Source organism: Enterobacter sp. LM3 (assembly GCF_046622475.1).
GTDB classification, from domain to species: Bacteria; Pseudomonadota; Gammaproteobacteria; order Enterobacterales; family Enterobacteriaceae; genus Enterobacter; species Enterobacter cloacae_P.
On the sequence record NZ_JBJURN010000009.1, the window covers coordinates 147,577 to 148,842 of the forward strand.

The 1,266-nt window shown below is 58.0% G+C and carries 2 protein-coding genes; both read left to right on the forward strand.

The genetic code is table 11. The features are described from left to right. A partial coding sequence (locus ACJ9N4_RS12325; protein ID WP_411500519.1) for a LacI family DNA-binding transcriptional regulator occupies positions 1–893 on the forward strand: 893 nt, incomplete at its 5' end. Between the two features lie 103 nt (positions 894–996). Beyond that, the coding region (locus ACJ9N4_RS12330) for a sugar-binding domain-containing protein (RefSeq protein WP_411500520.1) at positions 997–1,266 on the forward strand (270 nt) is incomplete at its 3' end.

Genomic DNA, 1,266 nt, shown 5'->3' on the forward strand with positions numbered 1-1,266 from the left:
GCACCCGCACGTTGGGGTTGATCACCACCGATCTGGCGCTGCACGCACCTTCACAAATTGCCTCGGCGGTAAAATCCCGTGCCACAGCTCAGGGGGCAAGCGTGTTGATCTCAATGGTGGAACACCCGCAGCAGTGCTTGCCTGCACTTCAGGAACTGCTGGCCCAGCGTGTGGAAGCTTTGCTGGTGAACGTTCCACTGGATGATGCTCACGCAGAGCAGCTTCAGGCGCTGGCATCACCTGTTCCGGTTCTGTTTCTGGATGTCGCACCTTCGGCACAGGTGAACAGCCTGGTGTTTAATGCCGCGCTGGGAGCCCACCTGGGGGTTGAGCATTTGCTCTCATTGGGGCATCAGCATATTGCACTTCTGAGCGGGCCGGAAAGTTCGGTCGCTGCGCGTGCGCGTCTGGCGGGGTGGAAAACCGCACTGGCGCAGGCCGGGCTTGAGGCGACCGCAGTAGCACATGGCGACTGGAGTGCAGTGTGCGGATATGAGAAGGGGCATGTGCTGTTGTCCGGTGCAGTGTTACCGGATGCCATTCTGGTCGCGAACGATCAAATGGCGCTGGGTGTGATGCGTGCCTGCGCAGAAAAGGGGATTGCGGTCCCTGGTCAGATATCGATTGTTGGGTTTGATGATACGGCAGATAGCGCCTGGTTTTCCCCTCCGCTCACTACCATTAGGCAGGCGTTTCGCGAGGCCGGCGAGCGAAGTGTGGAATGGCTGCTGGCCCCCGGCAGTGCTGAAAAATTCCGACAAATTCAGCTCCCTGTTACGCTAATTACCCGCCATTCCAGCGCTCGTCGTACGTCACGGCAGGCCGATCGTGAGGATCTGGCGCAACAGCTGAGAAACCTGGCGCTGCTGGCGGAACAACTCGCCCGTGAATAAGACTTTTGTGATCTGACTCGCTTCATCGCGTACGGACACTTTACCGGTGTCATTTACCAGGGCATGTTGACTAAAATTGTGAGCGCTTCGCAACGAGGTTATTATGTCCAACACTTCATCGCTGACCCTCAGCGCACTTCTGGCTCGTCGGGACTGGGAAAACCCCGGGGTGACGCAGTGGAACCGTCTGGCGGCGCATGCGCCGTTTCATAGCTGGCGTCATGAACAATCTGCCAGGGATGACGTGAGATCCGCCAGCATACGCTCTCTCAACGGGGAGTGGCGTTTTAGCTTTTATCCCGCACCAGAGCAGGTTCCGCAAGCATGGGTGGAAGAAGATTGTGTCGATGCAGTCGTAATGCCGGTACCTTCG